This is a genomic window from Olsenella uli, from assembly GCF_016899935.1.
GTDB lineage: Bacteria > Actinomycetota > Coriobacteriia > Coriobacteriales > Atopobiaceae > Thermophilibacter > Thermophilibacter uli_B.
Genome location: NZ_JACJJK010000006.1, coordinates 127,850 through 146,154 on the forward strand (window position 1 = coordinate 127,850; position 18,305 = coordinate 146,154).

Below are 18,305 nucleotides of genomic sequence, written 5' to 3' on the forward strand. Positions count from 1 at the left end.
TGCATGGTGGAGGTGCGGAGAATCGAACTCCGGTCCAAAGCGAACCCCTGACAGGTGTCTCCAGGCTCAGTGTCCGGTTGGATCTTGGACGCCGCGCACCCGGTCACCCGCGCTTGGCGCCCCAGCCGGTTCAATCTTTGCGCGCGGCATACCGGCTACGTCCGCGCACGCATCTCCCTGAGATGACATCTCCGCAGGAACGGGAGCAATCCCTGCTTCGACGCGCCGCTATCTAATTAAGCGGCGAGAGCCAGCTGAGGCTCGTAAGAGTTGTTCTCGTCAATTCAATTTGACGGTACCCCTGTTTAACGTGGCGAGGAGACCACGGCCTGCTGCCCATCTCAGGCCCACCCTGTCGAAACCAGTCACCCCCGGTTGCCAGGTGAGGCGAGAAGGGCCACCACCATGCGGCTGTCAACGTACGGGCCGCTCACGCGACCGTGGGGGTATTCTACCCGTTTTGCGCCCGGATAACACGAGGGCCGAGCGCCCCTGCGAGCGCCCGGCCTCCAAAACTTGCCTAAAAGGGGTCAGGCCCCTTTTGAGCAACTACTCCTCGACGAGCTCGAACTGGTCGGGGCCCACGCCGCAGACCGGGCAGACGTAGTCCTCCGGCAGCTCGGGGGTGTCGACCGTGACCTCATAGCCACAGACGACGCAACGGAACGTGTAGGTCTTCTTCTCCTCAGCCATGCCAATCTCCTTTCTCGCCGACGGGCGCACCTAGTCGGCACTCTCGACGTACGACGACGCCTTGGGCGGCGTCTTGCCCTTGAGCGTACCATGATAGTACGCGTAGGTCATGGGGGGCCTGCCGGAGAGATTCCCGGCGTCCGCGACCTCGCCGACGAAGACCACGTGCGTGCCCACGTCGAGCGTACGCACCACGCGGCAGGCCACGAAGCCGCAGACGTGCTCGAGCGGGTAGGGGTCGCCGGTCGCGGACACGGCGCTCCGAATGCCGTCGAACTTGTCGAAGTCCGTCGAGCTCCTGAAGCCGAAGCGCCCCACGAACGGCATGTCCGCCGACTCGTCCACCATCGCCAGCGTGAAGTGGCCAGCGCGCTCGATGGCGCCGCAGGTGAAGTTCTCCTTGTTGACGGTGACGGAGACCTGGGGCGGCGTCGCGGTCACCTGCATGCCCGTGTTGACGAGGCAGGCGCCCGCGCGCTCGCCGTCGTCCGCCGAGACCACGTAGAGCCCCGACGAGAACTTGTACAGTGCCGTTACGTCCATACGCTCTCCCTTCCCTGTGGAAAAGGGACTATCCCCTTTCCACATCCGCTAGCGGCTGCGCTCCTTGAGGGCGCGGGCGATCTCGCGGTCGGAGTCGCGCCGCGCCATGTCCGCGCGCTTGTCGTAGAGCTTCTTGCCCCGCCCGAGGCCGATCGCCAGCTTCACGCGGTTGTGCTCGTCGAAGTAGATCTCCAGCGGCACGAGGGCCAGGCCCTTCTGCCGGAGCTTGCCGTCCAGGTAGTCGATCTGGCGGCGGTGCAGCAGCAGCCGGCGCTTGCGGTCGGGGTCCACGTTCCACACGCCGCCGTTGGAGTAGGGGTGGATGTGCACGCCGTGCAGCCACGCCTCGCGCCCGCGGATGAGGCAGAAGGCGTCCGTGAGCTGGCACGCCCGCTCGCGCAGGCTCTTGACCTCGGTGCCCGTGAGCTCGATGCCCGCCTCGAAGGTCTCGTCGACGAAGTACTCGTGGTACGCCGAGCGGTTCTTGGCGATGGTCCTCTTGCCGGGCCGGGCCTGCTTGGAGGCCTTCGCCGCCTGACGCGCGACCTTACTCTTCGCCATCGGCGCCCACCTCCGCGTCCGTCTCGTGGATGAGCTCGAGCAGGGCCTTCGCGGCAGCCTCGCCCACGAGGCCGCGCGCCCGCAGCACGAGGTTGGCCGCGACGTCGCGCGCTCCGGCCTCGGCGGCGTCGCCCGCGCACATGAGCAGGCAGACCGCGATCTCGGCGTTGGCGCCGTCGGGCAGGCCCTCGGCGGCGAGAAGATCGGCCATCTCGGCGTCCGTCACGAGGTCGGGGTCGTGGTCGGTCCCGGTCGCCTGGTCGAGCGCGGCGGCGAGCACGCCGTCGCGCACGTCGAGGTTGCGGGCGGCGCGCAGGGCGGCCGCAGCGGCACGGGGCTTCTCGCCCGCCTGGAACCAGCCCGCGAAGTTGACGAACGCCCGCGCGAGGTGCGCGGCCTCGCTCGCGCGCTCGAAGACGCTGTAGGTGAGGGCGAGGTACTCCTGGACGTCCCCCGAGGCGCGGCAGAGGTCGGCCAGGTTGAGACGGGCGGCGCAGTCCATGGGGTTCCAGCGGATGGCGCTCCTGAGCGCCGCCGCCGCGCCGTCGTAGTCCTCCAGGTGCACGCGCGCCAGCCCAAGGTCGGCGTAGAGGCGCGAGAGCGGCTCGCCCACGTCGCGCAGCTCGCGGGGGTCGCCCTCCACGCGGCGATACGCCAGCCGGTCGAAGAGCGTGGGGAAGGCGAACCACTGGAGCTCGTCGGTCGTCGGGCAGTTGGCGTCGACGTAGGCCTCCGCGTCGTCGGCCAGGTGCGCGAGCAGCCGCTCGGCCAGCTCGCCCTCGCCCTGCAGCAGCAGCCCCTCGGCGCGCTCGAGCTCCTCGGTCAGTTCGGTTCTCTCCATCGCTCCCCCAGCCGGCGCCGCACGCCGCACGTTCTTCTCGTAGTTCATAGTCTTCCCATTATCGCCCCGGTTCAGCGTGGCGCCGGGTCAAATTGGGTCGGCGAGCGCGAGGTCGATCTGGCCGCGCGCCACGTTGACGCCCGTCACCTCCACGACCACGCGCCGGCCGAGCCGCCACGTCTCGCCGGACTCCTCCCCCGTGAGCGTCATGCGCGCCTCGTCGTAGGAAAACCACTCGCTCCCCAGCGCCCGCACCGGTACGAGCCCCTCCGCGTAGGTCTCGTCCAGCGTGACGAAGAGGCCGAAGCGCTCACAGCCCGTGACCACGCCGCCGAAGCGCTCGCCGACGCGCGTCGAGAAGAGCTCCGCCATCTTGATCCTCTGCGAGGCGCGGGCCGCCGCGTCCGCCGCGCGCTCGCGCTCCGAGCACGTCCGGCAGAGCTGCGGCAGCGCCGTGGCCTGGGCGCGCATCTCCCGGCCGTCGACGCGTCCGTCCATGAGCGCCCCGAGCGCGCGGTGGACCAGCACGTCCGGGTAGCGGCGAATCGGCGAGGTGAAGTGGCAGTAGGCGGGCGCGCCGAGCGCGTAGTGCCCCTCGTTGACCGGCAGGTAGACGGCACGGCGCTGGGCGCGGAGCAGAAGCGCGCTCGCGAGCGCCTCGCCGTCGGTCCCGCGGGCGCGCCCCAGGACGCGCTGGAGCGCGAACGGGTCCCCCGCGAGCAGCCCGGAGGCCGTCTCCGCGTCGTCGACCAGGCCGAGCTCGCGCAGGGGAGGCAGCGTGGCGCGCAGGTCCTCGGGCGCGGGCCGCTCGTGGACGCGGTAGGCGGCGGGCACCTCGCGCTCGGCGAGGCGCCGCGCCACGCACTCGTTGGCGAGGAGCATGGCCTCCTCGATGAGCCCGGTCGCCCGCGTGCGCCGCCGGACCGAGACCCCCGTGGGCACGCCGCCCTCGTCCAGGGTCACGCGCGCCTCCACGGTCTCGAAGTCGACGGCGCCCCGCTCGCGGCGCACGCGCTCGCGCAGGGCGCGAATCTCGTCGAGCGTGCGCAGGAGCTCGTCAATCTCCGCACTCGGGGCGTCCGCCCGGCCGAGAAGAACCTCGTCGACCGTGTCGTAGTCCAGGCGCGCGGACGAGTGGATCGCGCTTCTCGCCATGCGGGCGCCCGTCACTTCGCCGCGCGCGTCCAGCCGCATGGTCACGCTCATGGCCAGGCGGTCCTCGCCGGGCCGCAGCGAGCAGACGTCGTTGGAGAGGCGCTCGGGGAGCATGGGGATCACGCGGTCCACGAGGTAGGCGGAGCAGGTCCGGCGCTTGGCCTCGTTGTCGATCGGGGTGTCCGGCGCAACGTAGCGGGAGACGTCGGCGATGTGCACGCCCAGCTCGTAGCCGCCGTCCGGCAGCCGGCGGGCGCTCACGGCATCGTCGAAGTCGCGCGCGTCGGCGGGGTCCACGGTCACGCAGAGCGTATCGCGCAGGTCGCGGCGGGACGGGTCGCGCGCAAGCTCCTCCTCCACGCGGGCCTCGATGTCCCGCGCCTGTTCCAGGACGGACGCCGGGAAGTCCCCGGGCAGCCCGTAGGACGCGACGACGGCCTCCACGTTGAGGTCGAGCTCGTCGGCCGCGCCCACGCGGCGCTCCAGCGTCACGACCGGCGCGCTCCGACGCGTGGGGTACTCGGTGATGCGCGCGACCACGACGTCGCCCTCGGAGACGCCCAGCCGCGCCGGGGTTGGGTCCTCGGGCACCACGAAGAAGTCGTGGCCGATGCGCGCGTCGAGCGGCACCACCGCGCCGAGCGGGCCGGCCGGGGCGTAGCGGCCGAGGAAGGTCTCGACGGCACGGGAGAGGACGGAGCGGACCACCGCGCGCGGGCGGCGGCCGCGCTGCTCCACGAGCGCGACCTCGACCTCGTCCCCGTTCATGGCCTCGCGCTGGCCGTGGCGGGCGAGGTCGAACGTCCCCTCGGGCGTCTCCACGAAGGCGGCGCCGGGGCGCGAGACCACGAGCGTGCCCGTGAGGGTGCGCGCGTTCCTGCGCGGCCCGCCGCCGCGCCCCCGCCGGGTGTTGCCGCGATGCGGCCTGCTGCGACCCATGGCCCCTCCGTCCTTCTCGCCCTGGACCCAGCTTACCGCATGCCCCAATTTGTCGGGGGCCGGGCGATCACACGCGGAGGGCCCCGGCATTCCGGAGAGAAGTTCCACGCAGTGCACTTCTCGGAGGAATGCCGGGGCCCCAGGGACCGCTCGTGTAATCAGTCTGCCTAGACCTTCAGGTAGCGCCTCATGGCGATGGCCGAGCCGAAGAGGCCGATCAGGATGCCGACCAGCAGCAGCGCCCCGAAGGTGGCGTAGAGCACCTCGGACGGGACGTTGAACGCCAGGAAGGACAGGTTCTCCTGCAGCATGGGCATGAGCACGTTCATGCCGGCGGCGAGCGCCGCGATGGCGAGAAGGGCCGCGATCAGCGACTCAAGCACGCCCTCCATGACGAACGGCCCGCGGATGAAGCTGTTGGACGCGCCGACCAGGCGCATGATGGCGATCTCGCGGCGACGGGCGGTGATGGCGAGGCGGATCGTGTTGTTGATGAACACGAAGGCCACGAACGTCAGCATCGCGACGAGGGCGATCGCGGCGATGCGGATGTAGTTGGTCACCTCGAAGAGGCGGTCGACCGTGCCCTGGCCGTAGACGACGTCGTCGGCCGGCGAGGACGCCGGGTCGTCGGCGGTGTCGCGGATCTGGAGGAACGAGGAGTCATCCATGATCCGCTCGGCCGTGGCGGCGACCTCCTGCGGGTCCGTGAGGGTGATCACGAGCGAGGCAGGCAGCGGGTTCTCCCCATCAAGGGCGGCCACCGCGTCGCTCGCGTTGCGGTTGGACATCGAGGTGCGGTACTCCTCGAGTGCCTGGTCCTTGGACTTGTAGGTCACGGACTCGACGTTGTCCCAGCCCTCAATCTCGGACTGGAGGGCCTGAACGGCACTGTCGCTGGCGTCATCGGAGAGGTAGGCCTGGATCGTGACGCTGTCCTCGACGCCGCCGACCACGCTCGAGATCATGACGGACCCGAGCACGAAGAGGCCGATGATGAACAGCGAGAGGAAAATCGTGACGACGGCGCCGAGCACCGTGGTCCAGTTGCGGCGGAAGTGATGGCCTGCCTCCCGGAGGGAGTAGCCGAGGTTAGAGGGCACCATAGTATCCGTAGCCTCCCCTCTCCTGGTCGCGGACCACATGGCCAGCCTCGAGCGCGATGACGCGCTTGCGCATCGAGTCGACCATCTCGCGGTCGTGGGTCGCCATGACGACGGTCGTGCCGGCACGGTTGATGAGGTCGAGCAGCTTCATGATGCCGAGCGAGATGGCCGGGTCGAGGTTGCCCGTGGGCTCGTCGCAGACGAGCAGCGGCGGGCGGTTGACCATCGCGCGCGCCACGGAGACGCGCTGCTGCTCGCCGCCGGAGAGCTGGTCGGGGAAGTGGTGCATCCGCTCGGCGAGGCCGACGAGGCGAAGCACCTCGGGGACCTGCGCCTTGATGACCGACTTGGGCTTGCCGATGCACTCCAGCGCGAAGGCGACGTTCTCGTAGACCGTCTTGTCCGGCAGGAGCTTGAAGTCCTGGTAGACGGTGCCGATCTGGCGGCGGAGGTACGGGACCTTCTTGTTGCGCATCTTGGTGAGGTCCTGGCCGGCGACGATGACCTGGCCGGACGTGGCGCGCAGCTCGCGCGTGATGAGGCGCAGAAGCGACGACTTGCCCGATCCCGAGTGACCGACGACGAACACGAACTCGCCGGGGTAGATGTCGAGGCTAACGTCGTCGAGGGCGGGCTTGTTGGGCTGGGCCGGGTAGATGAGTGTGACGTTTTTGAACGACACGGTCGGGGTGCCGGTCCGCGGGACCGCAGGGGCGTCGTCGCTCGCGAGCGACGAGTACACGCTCTCGGAGACCTGCTGCTGGGCCGAGGAGGCGTCCTCGGGCTCGGCGGCGGTGACGACGTGGACCTCCTCGGGGACCTCCGCCACGGGGGCGGGGTCGACCACGGGGGCGGCCGCAGGGTCGATGGCGCTCAGGAAGGCGCCGGTGTCCTCTGCCGTCGGGGTCTCTGCCTGCGGAGCCGTCACGGGCGCGACGGGCTGGAGCTGATCCTCGCCCTCCGACCCCTGTCGTCCAGCGCTGCGAAAGTGACTGGCCACAGAAGCTCCTTCTCATGTGCTAACGGACGGACAAATACGCAAGTAGTCTAGCAAACTGACCAGCCCTCAACCTAGTTTGCCGCACAATGCACACGAGAGGGGCGCCGACCCTGCGGCCGACGCCCCCCAGACTTGCCAGAAAGGGGTCAGACCCCTTTTAGGCGAGAAACGCCTCGACGGCGGCGATGACGCCCTCGGCGTCGAGACCGTACTTGTGGAGCAGGTCCACGGCGGGGCCGGACTCGCCGAAGACGTCGTTGACGCCGACCTTACGGACGGGCACGGGGCTCTCGGCGAGCGCGGCGAGCACCGCGTCGCCCAGGCCGCCGATCACGGAGTGCTCCTCGCAGGTGACCACGCGGCCGGTCTTGGCGGCGCTCGCGCGGACGAGCTCCTCGTCGAGCGGCTTGATCGTGTGGATGTTAATCACCTCGGCGGAGACGCCCTTCTCGGCGAGGGCGTCGGCGGCCTCGAGGGCGGCCTGGACCATGAGGCCGCAGGCCACGATCGTGACGTCGGTGCCCTCGCGCAGCAGGATGCCCTTGCCGAGCTCGAACTCGTAGGTCTCCGGGTCGTTGAACACCGGCACGGCGAGGCGCCCGAAGCGCATGTAGACGGGCCCGTCGTAGGCGTAGGCGGCGCGCACGGCGGCCTTGGCCTCGACGTCGTCGGCCGGGACGACCACGGTCATGCCCGGGATGGCGCGCATGAGGGCGAGGTCCTCGTTGCACTGGTGGGTGGCGCCGTCCTCGCCGACCGAGATGCCGGCGTGCGTGGCGCCGATCTTGACGTTGAGGTGCGGGTAGCCGATGGAGTTGCGGATCTGCTCGAACGCGCGGCCCGCCGCGAACATCGCGAAGGTGCTCGCAAAGGCCACGCGCCCGGTCGAGGCGATGCCCGCCGCGATGCCCATGAGGTCGCACTCGGCGATGCCGGCGTCGAAGAAGCGCTCGGGGTAGGCGGCCTTGAACTTGCCGGTCTGGGTCGCGGCGGCGAGGTCGGCGTCCAGGACGACGAAGTCGTCGTGCTCGGCGCCCAGCTCGACGAGCGCCTCGCCGTAGCTCTGGCGGGTCGCGACCTTCTTCACGTCAGCCATCCTAGAGCTCCTTTCCCGCAGCCTCGAGCTCGGCCATCGCCTGCTCGAACTGCTCGTCGTTCGGGGCCTTGCCGTGCCAGCCGACCTGGTTCTCCATGAACGAGACGCCCTTGCCCTTGACGGTCTCGCACACGAGGCAGGTCGGGGCGCCCTTGGTGGCGCGGGCCTCGGCGAAGGCGGCCCCCAGCTGCGCCATGTCGTTGCCGTCCGCGACCTCGACCACGTGGAACTTGAAGGCGCGGAACTTGTCGGCGATGGGCATCGCGGAGTTGACCTCCTCGATGGTGCCGTCGATCTGCAGGCCGTTGTGGTCCACGATCAGGCAGAGGTTGTCCAGCTGGTGGTTTCCGGCGAACATCGCCGCCTCCCAGACCTGGCCCTCCTCGATCTCGCCGTCGCCGAGCAGGCAGTAGGTGCGGTAGGTGTCGCCCCAGTGCTTGGCCGCGAGCGCCATGCCCACGGCAGTGGAGACGCCCTGGCCGAGCGAGCCGGTGGACATGTCCACGCCGGGCGTGTCGTTCATGTTGGGGTGGCCCTGGAGGTGGCTGCCGATGTGGCGCAGCGTCTCGAGGTCCTCCTTGGGGAAGTAGCCGCGCTCCGCGAGCGCCGCGTAGAGGCCGGGCGCGCAGTGGCCCTTGGAGAGGACGAAGCGGTCGCGGTCGGGCTTGCGCGGGTCGGCCGGGTCGACGTTCATCTCCTCGAAGTACAGGTACGCAAAGATATCGGCCGCGGAGAGCGAGCCGCCGGGGTGACCGGACTTGGCGGCGTGGGTGCCCACGACGACGCCCTTGCGAATCTCGTTGGCGACGCGCGCCAGCTCGATGTCTGTCATGGAAGTCTCCTTCGTTCTTCTCGCCGGCCCCGCGCTGACGGGCCCGGCGCGCGGACGTCTACTGGGCGGCGACGACCTTGGCCCAGTCGGCGTCGAAGGCCGCCATGCCCTGGTCGGTCAGCGGGTGCTTGAGGCACTTCTTGAGCGCGGCGAACGGCACGGTGGCGATGTCGGCGCCAAGGAGGGCCGCCTGCGTCACGTGGTTGGGCGTGCGCACGGAGGCGGTGATGATCTCCACCTGGTCGTCGACGTTCTTGCCCGACCAGTCGTAGTTGCCGATGCAGGCCACGACGTCAGCGAGCTGCGAGATGCCGTCCTCGGCGATGTCGTCGAAGCGGCCCACGAACGGGGAGATGTAGCGGGCGCCGGCGTTGGCGGCGAGAAGGGCCTGGGTGGCCGAGAAGACCAGCGTCATGTTGACGCGGACACCCTCGGAGGCGAGCTGGTGCGTCGCCGCGAGCGCCTCGGCGCAGATCGGGAGCTTGACCACGATGTTGGGGGCCAGGGCCGAGAGACGGCGGCCGTCCGCGATCATGTCCTCGGTCGTCTTGGCCTGGGACTCGGCGGAGACGGGAAGCCCCTCGCAGAGCTCGGCGATCTTGACCATGTGGCCCTCGAAGTCGGCGAGCTTGCCGCCGGTGCGCGCGTAGAGCGACGGGTTGGTGGTGACGCCGGCGAGGCAGCCCCAGGACAGGGCCTCGCGAATCTCGTCGAGGTCGGCGGTGTCGATGAAGAACTTCATGTTTCCCCCTTTAGCTCGCGTTTCTGACCCGGGTCGCACGTGCGCCCCATTCCTAGAGAAGATACCATCTGCGCGCCTCCTTCCCGCGGAGAAGCGCCGGCCCGCGCGGATTTGTCCGCCACCGGTCGCGGGGAGCGGGCCTAGGCGACTGCGCCCTCCATCTCGCACACGATCGCGACGACCTCCCCGGCGTCGCTCGCCCGGCCGATGCGGGCGAGAAAGGCGGGCGCACGCAGGAGCTCGACGAGGGCCTGCAGGGCGCCGAGATGCGCGTCGTTGTCCGTCGCGGAGAGCGGGAAGAGGAATTTCACGGGGTCGTTCTCGGGGCTGCCGAACGCGACGGGGCGCGCGAGGGTCACGACGCCGAGCGCGGGCGCGAGCGCGCCGCTCTCGGGGCGCGCGTGGGGAAGCGCCACGCCCGGGGCGATGACGACGTAGGGGCCGAGCGCGCGGACGCCCCGGACGATGTCGTCGACGTAGCCCCCCGTCACCATGCCGAGCTCGACGAGGGGCCGCATGGACGCCCTGACGGCGCCCTCCCAGTCCGACGCCTCCACCTCGAGCTGGACCAGCCTCTCGTCAAGAAGGTCGCTCAGCATCTGTCCTCCCCTGTCGCGGCCGCGCTGCGTTCCTGAAAGAACGAGTATCCCACGCGCGGAGGGCGGGGGGAGGCAACTCGGGGAGCGGCGGCGGCGAACGGTCGGCGCGGGCCTCGGGCCCGGAGCTCAGGCCCGGATCTGGCGGAACCCCTCGCCAAAGACCTCGTGGACCTCGGAGATGACCACGATGGCGTTGGGATCGCACGCGGCGACGGTCTGCTTGAGCCAGACCGTCTCGGAGCGGCTCAGCACGCAGAACAGCACCGGGCGGCTCTCCCCGCTCCACATGCCGCGCGCCGAGAGCTCGGTGCAGCCGCGGTCGAGCGTGTGGAGAATCTCGTGCGCGATCTCGTCGTGCCTCTCGGAGATGACGTAGGCGGCGCGGGCGGCGCGGGGGCCGTCGACCACGGCGTCGATCACCTTGCCGCAGATGAACATCGCGACGGCGGCGTAGAGCGCCTGCTCGACGGAGAAGACCGTGGCGGAGAGGGCGATGACGAGGCCGTCGACCACGATCACGGCCGTCCCGACCGGCAGCGCCGCCCTTCTCGCCAGGAGCTGGGCCACGATGTCGGTGCCGCCGGTGTTGCCACCCGTCCGGAAGACGAGGCCCAGGCCGAGGCCGGTGACGACGCCGCCCCAGAGGGCGCAGAGCAGCAGGTCGCCCTCGCCACCCACGGCCGGCAGCAGCGGCACGAGCGCGTCGGTGAAGAAGCCGCAGGCCACGATGCCCGCCGCCGTGCGCGCGACGTAGCCCCGGCTCCCGGAGCGGACCACGATGACCATGAGCAGCGCGTTGATGACGATCGTCTGGAGGCCGACGGGCAGCGTGACGCCAAAGGTGCCCGCGACGGCCGAGAAGACCATGGCGAGGCCCGTCACGCCGCCGGCGGCCAGGCCGTAGGGGACCTCGAAGACGTCGATGCCGATCGCAAAGACGACGGAGCCGGCGATGATGAGCAGCGCATCGTGCAGGGCGACCCTCCAGGGGATGCGGCTCACGCCTCCTCCCCTCCGCCGACGGCCCAGCGATGGTAGCCGACGACGAAGCGGTCGAGGTCGCCGTCGCGCAGCACCGCGTCCACGTTGCTCGTCTCCACGCCCGTGCGCAGGTCCTTGACCAGCTGGTACGGGTAGAGCACGTAGCTCCTGATCTGGTTGCCGAAGCCGATGTCGCGCTTGGGCCCGCGCAGCTCGTCGAGCTCCTCCGCGCGGCGGGCGAGCTCCAGCTCGTAGAGGCGGCTCCTGAGCACGCTCATGGCGAAGGCCTTGTTCTGGAGCTGGCTGCGCTCGTTCTGGCAGGTGACCACGATGCCCGTGGGGAGGTGCGTGATGCGGACGGCGGAGTCGGTGGTGTTGACGCCCTGGCCGCCGTGGCCCGAGGCGTGGTAGACGTCAATCCTCAGGTCGTTGGGGTCGATCTCCACCTCGACGTCGTCCGGCAGGACCGGCAGCACCTCGACGCCCGCGAAGGTGGTCTGACGGCGCTTCTTGGCATCGGTGGGCGAGATGCGCACGAGACGGTGCACGCCCTGCTCGGCGCGCAGCATCCCGTAGGCGTTCTTCCCGCTCACGGTGAACGTCGCCCGGTTCAGGCCGATCGCCTCGCCCGGCTCGGCGTCGTTGACGGTGACCTTCCAGCCGCGCCGCTCGCAGTAGCGCTGGTACATGCGGAAGAGCATCTCGCACCAGTCCTGCGCCTCGAGACCTCCCTGGCCCGGCGTGACGGTGACGATGGCGTCCCCGTGGTCCAGCTCGTCGGTGAACCAGCTCGAGAGCTCAAGCTCGGAGAGGTCGGCCTCGAGCGACGCGGCGGCCGCAGCCGCCTCGGCGAGAAGGTCCTCGTCCCCGGTCTCGTCCGCCAGCTCGAGCGCGGCGGCGGCGTCGCCGAGCTTCTCCCGCGCGGCGTCGATGCTCGCCACGTCGTCTCGGGCGGCGGCGAGCCGCGCCATGAGCGCGCGGGCCGCCTCGGCGTCGTCCCAGAACCCCGGCTCGGCGCTTCTCGCCTCGAGGTCCGCCACCTCGCCGCGACGCTCGTCGATGTGCAGGTATCCCTCGACCTCGGAGAGGCGCGCCGAGAGCGCGCCGAGGTCGGGCCGCGTCGTCTCCGCCATCTACCTGTTCCTGCCGTGGCAGTTCTTGAACTTCTTGCCGCTGCCGCAGGGGCAGGGGTCGTTGCGCCCCACGTTCACGTAGGGGTCGGGGTCGTCCGCCTTGCGGTACGTGCGCGGCTTGGCCGCGGGCGCCGGGGCCGGCCGACCCGCAGGGGCGGCGGCGCGAACGGCGGCGGGAGCACGACGGACGCCCTGGTCACCGTCGACCTCGGCGGGACCGGAGTAGCTCGCCCCGCGCAGCTCGGACGGCTCCTCGTCGGCGGGAGCGGGGGCGGTCGCCGGCCGCACGGCGATCTCGATGCGCAGGATCGTGCGCAGGAAGTCCTCGTACATCGTGTTGACCAGCTCGGAGAACGCGGCATACGCCTCGCTCTTGTACTCCACGAGCGGGTCGCGCTGACCAAAGCCGCGCAGCCCGATGCCGGTCTTGAGGTAGTCCATCTCCTGCAGGTAGGACATCCAGCGCGTGTCGATCACGCGCAGCATGACCTGCGAGGCGAGGGCGTGCATCGGCGCCTCGCCGAGCCGCTCGGCCTTCTCGGAGAAGCAGCCGCGCACGAAGTCGTTGGCCGTCTCGACGACGTCCCCCTCGTCCTGGGCGTCGCCCACCTCGGGGACGTCCTTGCGCCCGGTCAGCTCCTCGAGCCACTTGGTCAGGCCGCGCACGTCCCACTCGTCGTGCTTGGAGCCCTCGGGGCAGAAGCCGGAGACCTCGCGCTGGACCGTGTCGTAGGTCACCTCGTCCACGCGCGCCATCAGGTCCTTGCCGTCGAGGATCTTGTTGCGCTCCTCGTAGATGACCTGGCGCTGGGTGTTCATGACGTTGTCGTAGTCAAGGACGTTCTTGCGCATCGCAAAGTTGACCTCCTCGACCTTGCGCTGCGCGCTCTCCACGGCCTTGGTGACCAGCTTGTGCTGGATGGGCATGTCATCCGGCATGTCGTAGCGCTGCATCATGGCGGAGATGCGCTCCATGCGGTCGCCGCCAAAGAGGCGCATGAGGTCATCCTCCAGCGAGAGGTAGAACTGGGTCTCGCCGGGGTCGCCCTGACGGCCGGAGCGGCCGCGCAGCTGGTTGTCGATGCGGCGGCTCTCGTGACGCTCCGTGCCGATCACGCACAGGCCGCCCGCCTCGATTACGTGCTTCCTCTCGACCTCGCAGCGCTCCTTTGCCGCAGCGAGCTCCCGCTCGTACTCCCGCGCGATGGCGAGAAGGACGTCCTGCTCGACCTCGATGCCCTGGGCGGCGAGGTCGGAGGCCTTCAGCTTGGCGGGGTCGCCCGCGGCGAGGATGCGGCGCACGTCCGCCTGCTCGATGCCGAAGTCGCAGGAGAGGACCTGCTCCTCGGCGAGCTCCTCGGCGTTGCCGCCGAGCAGGATGTCCGTGCCACGGCCGGCCATGTTCGTCGCGATGGTGACGGCGCCCTCGCGGCCCGCCTGGGCGACGATCTGCGCCTCGCGCTCGTGATACTTGGCGTTGAGCACGTTGTGCCTGATGCCGCGCTTGTCGAGGATGCGGGACAGCCGCTCGGAGTTCTCAATCGAGACGGTACCCACCAGGCACGGCTGGCCCTTCGCGTGACGCTCCGCCACGTCATCCGCGACAGCCTTGAACTTGGCCTCGACGGTGCGGTAGACGAGGTCGTCGTGGTCGACGCGCGCCACGGGCTTGTTGGGCGGGATGACCGTGACGGGGATGTGGTAGACCTCGCGGAACTCCGCGTCCTCGGTCATGGCCGTGCCCGTCATGCCGGCGAGCTTGTCGTACATGAGGAAGTAGTTCTGGAGGGTGATCGTGGCGAGGGTCTGGTTCTCCTCGCGGACGTACACGCCTTCCTTGGCCTCGATCGCCTGGTGCAGGCCCTCGGAGTAGCGCCTGCCCTCCATGATGCGGCCGGTGAACTCGTCGACGATCTTGACCTCGCCGTCCACGACCACGTACTGCTGGTCGCGGTGGAACATGTACTCGGCCTTGAGCGCCTGCTGCAGGTGGTTCACGAGCTGGCCGGAGGGGTCGCCGTAGATGTCGTCGATCCCGAGGGCGCGCTCGACCTTGGCCAGGCCCTCGTCGGTCGTGGCGATCGTGTGCTTGGCCTCGTCCATCTCGAAGTCGACGTCGGGCGTGAGGCCGCGCACGGCGCGCGCGAAGTCCTTGTAGGTGCTCGCGGACTTGGTCCCGGCCCCGGAGATGATAAGCGGGGTGCGCGCCTCGTCGATGAGGATCGAGTCCGCCTCGTCCACGATGGCGTAGTGATGGCCGCGCTGGACGCGCATGTTCGGCCGCGTGACCATGTTGTCGCGCAGGTAGTCAAAGCCGAACTCCGAGTTCGTGCCGTACGTGACGTCGGCCTCGTACGCCGGCTTCTTCATGTTGAGGCGCATGCCGTTCTGGATGAGCCCCACGGACATGCCCAGGAAGCGATAGATGCTGCCCATCCACTCGCTGTCTCGGCGGGCGAGGTAGTCGTTCACGGTGACGATGTGGACGCCCTTGCCGGGAATGGCGTTCAGGTAGCCCGCGAGCGTCGAGACGAGCGTCTTGCCCTCGCCGGTCTTCATCTCGGCGATGGTACCCCGGTGCAGCGCGATGCCGCCGACGATCTGCACGTCAAAGTGACGCAGCCCGATCGTGCGGACCGACGCCTCGCGCACGGCGGCGAACGCCTCGGGAAGGAGGTCGTCGAGCGTCTCGCCCTGCTCGTAGCGCTCGCGGAGAAGGGCGGTCGTCCCGCGCAGCTCCTCGTCGTCCATGGCCTGAAAGCGCGGCTCGAGGTCGTTGACGCGAGCGGTTATGCGCTCGAGCTCCTTGAGCTCGCGGTCAGCACCGATGGAGAGGATCTTGGAGAGAAAGCTGGGCATGGGACTCCCTTTTCGAACGACGGCGCACAGGCATCCGTTTCGATACTTTACTCATTGCACCAGGCTCGCGCCCCTTCAACGGGCCGCTCTCACCAAAAGCGCAAGGAGCCGCGTCAGGGCGTCGGCCGCGCGGCCCCGCCCTCCGTCCCGTCGTCGAGCTGCGCGAGGCGCTCCTCGAAGGCGCGTCGCCTCCGTCGGGCCTCGCCTCCCCGCCCGCAGGCCTGGAGCGCGCGGACGAGCGCCGTCACGGCGTCCTCCCGCAGGTCGTCCACTCGCATCGCGTTCTCGGCCATCCTGACCGCAGTCCGATCGTGCCCGAGGGCGAGGGCCGAGCGGCTCCCCTCCACCATCGCGTCAGCGTACAGGCCCCTGAGCTCGAGGCACGTCGCCGCGACGAACCCGGTCCCGTCGGCCGGCGGCAGGTAGAGGTCCCCGACGTACAGCTTCTCGGCCCCCTTCGCGCACGCGAGGGACCGCTCCGCGTCGTCGCTGTCCACCGCCTCCCGGGCAAGCTCCCGGAACTCGATGACGTCGCAGTCTATCATCGCCATGTTGACGGCCACCTCCCCGCTCGTGCGGCTCGCGACGATCGGGTCCGCCTTCGGGTCGATCTTGGTGAGCGCGGCGCGCAAGGTGCTCGTCGTCTGATACGCCCTGTTGAAGCCCGAGACATAGTCGCAGTCGGGCCACACCTGCTCCACGATCTGGAAGCGCTTGGCGTAGCCGCCGTGAAGGACGAGGTACTCCAGCATCGACTTGATGTTTCTCCGCTCGAGCATCGCGTCCGGGACGCGCCGGCCACGCACCCTCAGGGAAAATCCCCCGAGCAGCGACACCGAGATGAGGCTCGCGGGACGCTCGGCCCCCTCGGCCTCGCGCCGGTCCGCGCCTCCCGACGGCCGGGGCCGGGCCTGCGGAGGCCACGCAGGCTCGATGCTCGACACGGCGCGCCTCCAGGCGAGCGGCAACCCTCCCGCCACGCGCTCCGAGAGCTGTCCAATCCCCCGGCAGAGGACCCGCACGAGCCACAGCGCGTCCCAGGGGACGGCAGCTCCCGAGGAGGGCTCCTGCTCCTGCGGACCTCCCTCCGAGCTCATGGCCTCGCGGACGAGCGCGCACACCGCGCCGAGGTCGTCGGGCTCCCGCTGGGCCTCGCCGGGTCCCAGCTCGTCCCCCAGCGCGAAGCGCGACACGTCCCCCATGAGCCGCGCCACGCGACCAAGATAGTCGGAGTCAAAGCCCCGCGCGACCGACTCGGCCAGGGAGGCCCGGACCCGCGCCCTGGCCGCAGAGCCCTCCCTGAGGTCGGCGACCGACCCGGCGAGAAGGGCGACGACCTGCACCAGCGCGCCCCCGGAGCGCTCGTGCAGCGCGGCAAGGCGCCCGAGCTCCGCGTCCCCCTCCTCCAGCAGCGCCGAGACGATCTCGCACACGCGCAGGTACCCGACGAGCCCCCTCAAGGGGTGATGGGAGAGAAACTCCTCAGCGTCGCGCATCGCCTTCCCGCCCCGCTCGGAGTGCCCTCCCGTCAGAATCCGCGCGAGCTCCCCGTCAAGTGCGAGGAGCATCCCCGAGACGCTGCCCCTCCCGTCGCCGTCGGTCCCGACGAGAAGCTGCAGCGCCTCAGAAAAGGAGCCGCCGAGCATGAGCGAGCAGGCCCTCGCATGGATGGCGAGCCTGCGATAGGGTCCCTCCTCGCGCTCGAGCCCGTCAGGCATGGGCCGAGGCACCTTGCCCCAGAGAAGCCGACGCGCGTCACCAAAGAGACGCAGCGCCCCGCCCTGACCTGCCGGCAGGCTGCAGGCCCCACGGGTGTCCAGCGAGGCGAGAACCGCCCGAAGGTCCGCCAGGCCCGCTCCCGACCCAGGCGCGTCCGCCGCCCGCTGGACAAGCCTCAGCTCCCCCACGTCAACGAACTCCATCGCCAGCTCCACGACGACCGACAGCGCGCCGGAGCACTCGGGAAGACGGGCAATCGCGGCGGCCCTCTCGAGGTCACCGCGTCGCGCAAGCCTTGTCATGACACCCTGGACGACATCAGGAAACAGGGCGCACGTGGGCGCCAGGTCACGCAGGCAGACGGCGAGCGCGTCAGGAACCGACCAGGTGAGGCAGCGGAACTCGCCCAGATCGTCGGCGACGCCGAACAGCGGAGCGAACTCGCGCACGTCGGCCAGCATCTCGACATGCGTCGGACCAAGAAGCCTCGCGAGCTCCTCGGACGTCCCGCTTCCCAGAAGCGCCATGGCTAGGCGCAGCCTGCGTTCCTCGTCGGAGAGCGAGGGACGCAGAGAGCTTCGCAGAAGGTCGCCCAGGACATCGAAGTAGGCCACCGGGACCCGGCTCGGCTGCGTCTCGCGTGACGCGGACCCGAGTGCCCTGACAAGACATGAGATGCCACGCGTGACGTCCAGATCGGACGACCCCACATCCGTCAGGAGATCGGCAACGCCAACGACGTCGCACTCCGGAAATGCTTCCAGAAGCTGGCGTGCCTCAGGTCGCAGCGTAAAGATGACCGAGACTCCCGCAGCCACCAGCCGACGAAGCGCGCGCACCTGACGGTGGACGCACCCCTCATCAGAGGGAGGAAGGTCCCTGATACCGAGAAGGACATGCTGTTGAGGGGCGGAATAGAGACCCGCCAGCCGCACGAGCGACCTGCTCACAGAGTTGGGCGCGACCGACGTGAAGTCACGCCAGATAATCTTGTCGCCCCTCTGACGAGCCAGGGCAACGGTCTCGGAGAGCAGCTCATCCGCCCCCATGTCGGGTTCGGCGCACAACGCAATCGCCCGTGGGGCCGCCTCCAACACCTCGAGAGAGATCGGCCCAACCGTGGATCGGGGCGTCGTCTGGAGAGAATCTGCCTCGCCCCCACGCTTAAGGCATTCGGAAGGAACTTCCGCCGACGCATCAAGGTCATCCATGTTCAATGCCATTCCAAACTTCCCCTCACGGCAGTTGGTTCGCACTGTCAAACATAGAGACTAACAGATTTAAAGCTCCGCGTTAGCTTGTTTTCATATTCACTTATAGTCAGCCGTTAGAAAGGTGATAGTTTGGTGCAAGTTGGGCCCCCGCAAAACAAATCGCCGCCTGGGGTCGTAGCCCCAGGCGGCGATGCGAACAATTTGAAGGTGAGACAGCAAAATGCCCCTTGTTGGTCAGCGACGTCCTGCTCTCCCACGGACTGACTCCGCAGTACCATCGGCGCTCGGGGGC

General features: G+C 69.5%; 15 protein-coding genes and 1 other RNA gene. All 16 read right to left on the reverse strand.

Going from position 1 to position 18,305, the window contains the following annotated elements:
* Positions 1–4 precede the first annotated feature (4 nt).
* Positions 5–373: a transfer-messenger RNA gene (gene ssrA, locus H6A07_RS07065) on the reverse strand.
* Between the two features lie 176 nt (positions 374–549).
* A complete protein-coding gene (locus tag H6A07_RS07070) occupies positions 550–693 on the reverse strand; it encodes a rubredoxin-like domain-containing protein (RefSeq protein WP_204814229.1) in 144 nt (47 codons plus the stop codon).
* A 30-nt stretch (positions 694–723) separates the two neighbouring features.
* Complete coding sequence (locus tag H6A07_RS07075; protein ID WP_204814230.1) at positions 724–1,236, reverse strand: flavin reductase family protein; 513 nt, start codon at positions 1,234–1,236, stop codon at positions 724–726.
* Between the two features lie 48 nt (positions 1,237–1,284).
* A complete protein-coding gene (smpB, locus tag H6A07_RS07080; protein WP_204814231.1) occupies positions 1,285–1,797 on the reverse strand; it encodes an SsrA-binding protein SmpB in 513 nt (170 codons plus the stop codon).
* Positions 1,784–2,638, reverse strand: coding sequence for a hypothetical protein (locus H6A07_RS07085; protein WP_204814232.1), 855 nt, complete (start codon positions 2,636–2,638; stop codon positions 1,784–1,786). The genes smpB and H6A07_RS07085 overlap by 14 nt, the downstream gene beginning before the upstream one ends.
* 87 nt (positions 2,639–2,725) lie before the next feature.
* Positions 2,726–4,732, reverse strand: a complete 2,007-nt coding sequence (gene rnr / locus H6A07_RS07090) for a ribonuclease R (RefSeq protein ID WP_204814233.1) — start codon at positions 4,730–4,732, stop codon at positions 2,726–2,728.
* A gap of 167 nt (positions 4,733–4,899) precedes the next feature.
* Complete coding sequence (gene ftsX, locus H6A07_RS07095; protein WP_204814234.1) at positions 4,900–5,838, reverse strand: permease-like cell division protein FtsX; 939 nt, start codon at positions 5,836–5,838, stop codon at positions 4,900–4,902.
* A complete protein-coding gene (gene ftsE, locus H6A07_RS07100) occupies positions 5,825–6,838 on the reverse strand; it encodes a cell division ATP-binding protein FtsE (protein WP_204814235.1) in 1,014 nt (337 codons plus the stop codon). Before ftsE ends, ftsX begins: the two co-directional genes overlap by 14 nt.
* Positions 6,839–6,995: 157 nt before the next feature.
* On the reverse strand, positions 6,996–7,934 hold the full coding sequence (locus tag H6A07_RS07105; protein WP_204814236.1) for a transketolase family protein: 939 nt from the start codon (positions 7,932–7,934) through the stop codon (positions 6,996–6,998).
* 1 nt (position 7,935) lies between these two features.
* Positions 7,936–8,766 (reverse strand): transketolase, encoded by an 831-nt coding sequence (locus H6A07_RS07110; protein ID WP_204814237.1) that lies wholly within the window; start codon positions 8,764–8,766, stop codon positions 7,936–7,938.
* Positions 8,767–8,824: 58 nt separating this feature from the next.
* Positions 8,825–9,508, reverse strand: a complete 684-nt coding sequence (locus H6A07_RS07115) for a transaldolase family protein (RefSeq protein WP_204814238.1) — start codon at positions 9,506–9,508, stop codon at positions 8,825–8,827.
* Between the two features lie 140 nt (positions 9,509–9,648).
* On the reverse strand, positions 9,649–10,107 hold the full coding sequence (locus H6A07_RS07120) for a PTS sugar transporter subunit IIA (protein WP_204814239.1): 459 nt from the start codon (positions 10,105–10,107) through the stop codon (positions 9,649–9,651).
* A gap of 126 nt (positions 10,108–10,233) precedes the next feature.
* Positions 10,234–11,109, reverse strand: a complete 876-nt coding sequence (locus H6A07_RS07125; RefSeq protein ID WP_204814240.1) for a YitT family protein — start codon at positions 11,107–11,109, stop codon at positions 10,234–10,236.
* Positions 11,106–12,221, reverse strand: a complete 1,116-nt coding sequence (gene prfB, locus H6A07_RS07130) for a peptide chain release factor 2 (protein ID WP_204814241.1) — start codon at positions 12,219–12,221, stop codon at positions 11,106–11,108. The genes H6A07_RS07125 and prfB overlap by 4 nt, the downstream gene beginning before the upstream one ends.
* Positions 12,222–15,080, reverse strand: coding sequence for a preprotein translocase subunit SecA (secA, locus tag H6A07_RS07135; RefSeq protein WP_204814242.1), 2,859 nt, complete (start codon positions 15,078–15,080; stop codon positions 12,222–12,224).
* A 113-nt stretch (positions 15,081–15,193) separates the two neighbouring features.
* Positions 15,194–17,848, reverse strand: coding sequence for an AfsR/SARP family transcriptional regulator (locus H6A07_RS07140; RefSeq protein ID WP_204814243.1), 2,655 nt, complete (start codon positions 17,846–17,848; stop codon positions 15,194–15,196).
* Positions 17,849–18,305: the final 457 nt, after the last annotated feature.